Annotated in this window: 1 protein-coding gene; it reads right to left on the bottom strand. The window is 62.3% G+C overall.

The window, feature by feature from the left end; all coding sequences use genetic code 11:
• Positions 1-305, bottom strand: a 305-nt coding sequence (locus H9X91_RS14120) for a hypothetical protein (protein ID WP_420850746.1), incomplete at both ends; no start/stop codon positions are given.

Here is a 305-nt window from a genome sequence, read left to right on the forward strand (position 1 = left end):
TTTCCGCCGTGATTGGCGATGTAGGTCTTGAAGGAGATGCCCTCGATGTAGTCCATGACGAAGTACGACGTATCGTTCTCGTCAAAGTAGTCCGTCACACCGGCGATGTTGGGTTGGCCCATGAACTTGGCCAGGGTGCGGGCCTCCTCCTGGAACCGCTCCGCGCCGTAGGTGAAGTCCTCCGACCGACTCTCCACCGCCACGGAGACGGTGGTGCCCACCCGGGTGGCGATCTCGTTGGGCATGAACTCCTTCACGGCCACCCGGGCCTCCAGCTTGGTGTCCCAGGCCAGGTACGTGATGCC

The organism is Oscillibacter valericigenes (assembly GCF_016902445.1).
GTDB lineage: Bacteria > Bacillota > Clostridia > Oscillospirales > Oscillospiraceae > Oscillibacter > Oscillibacter avistercoris.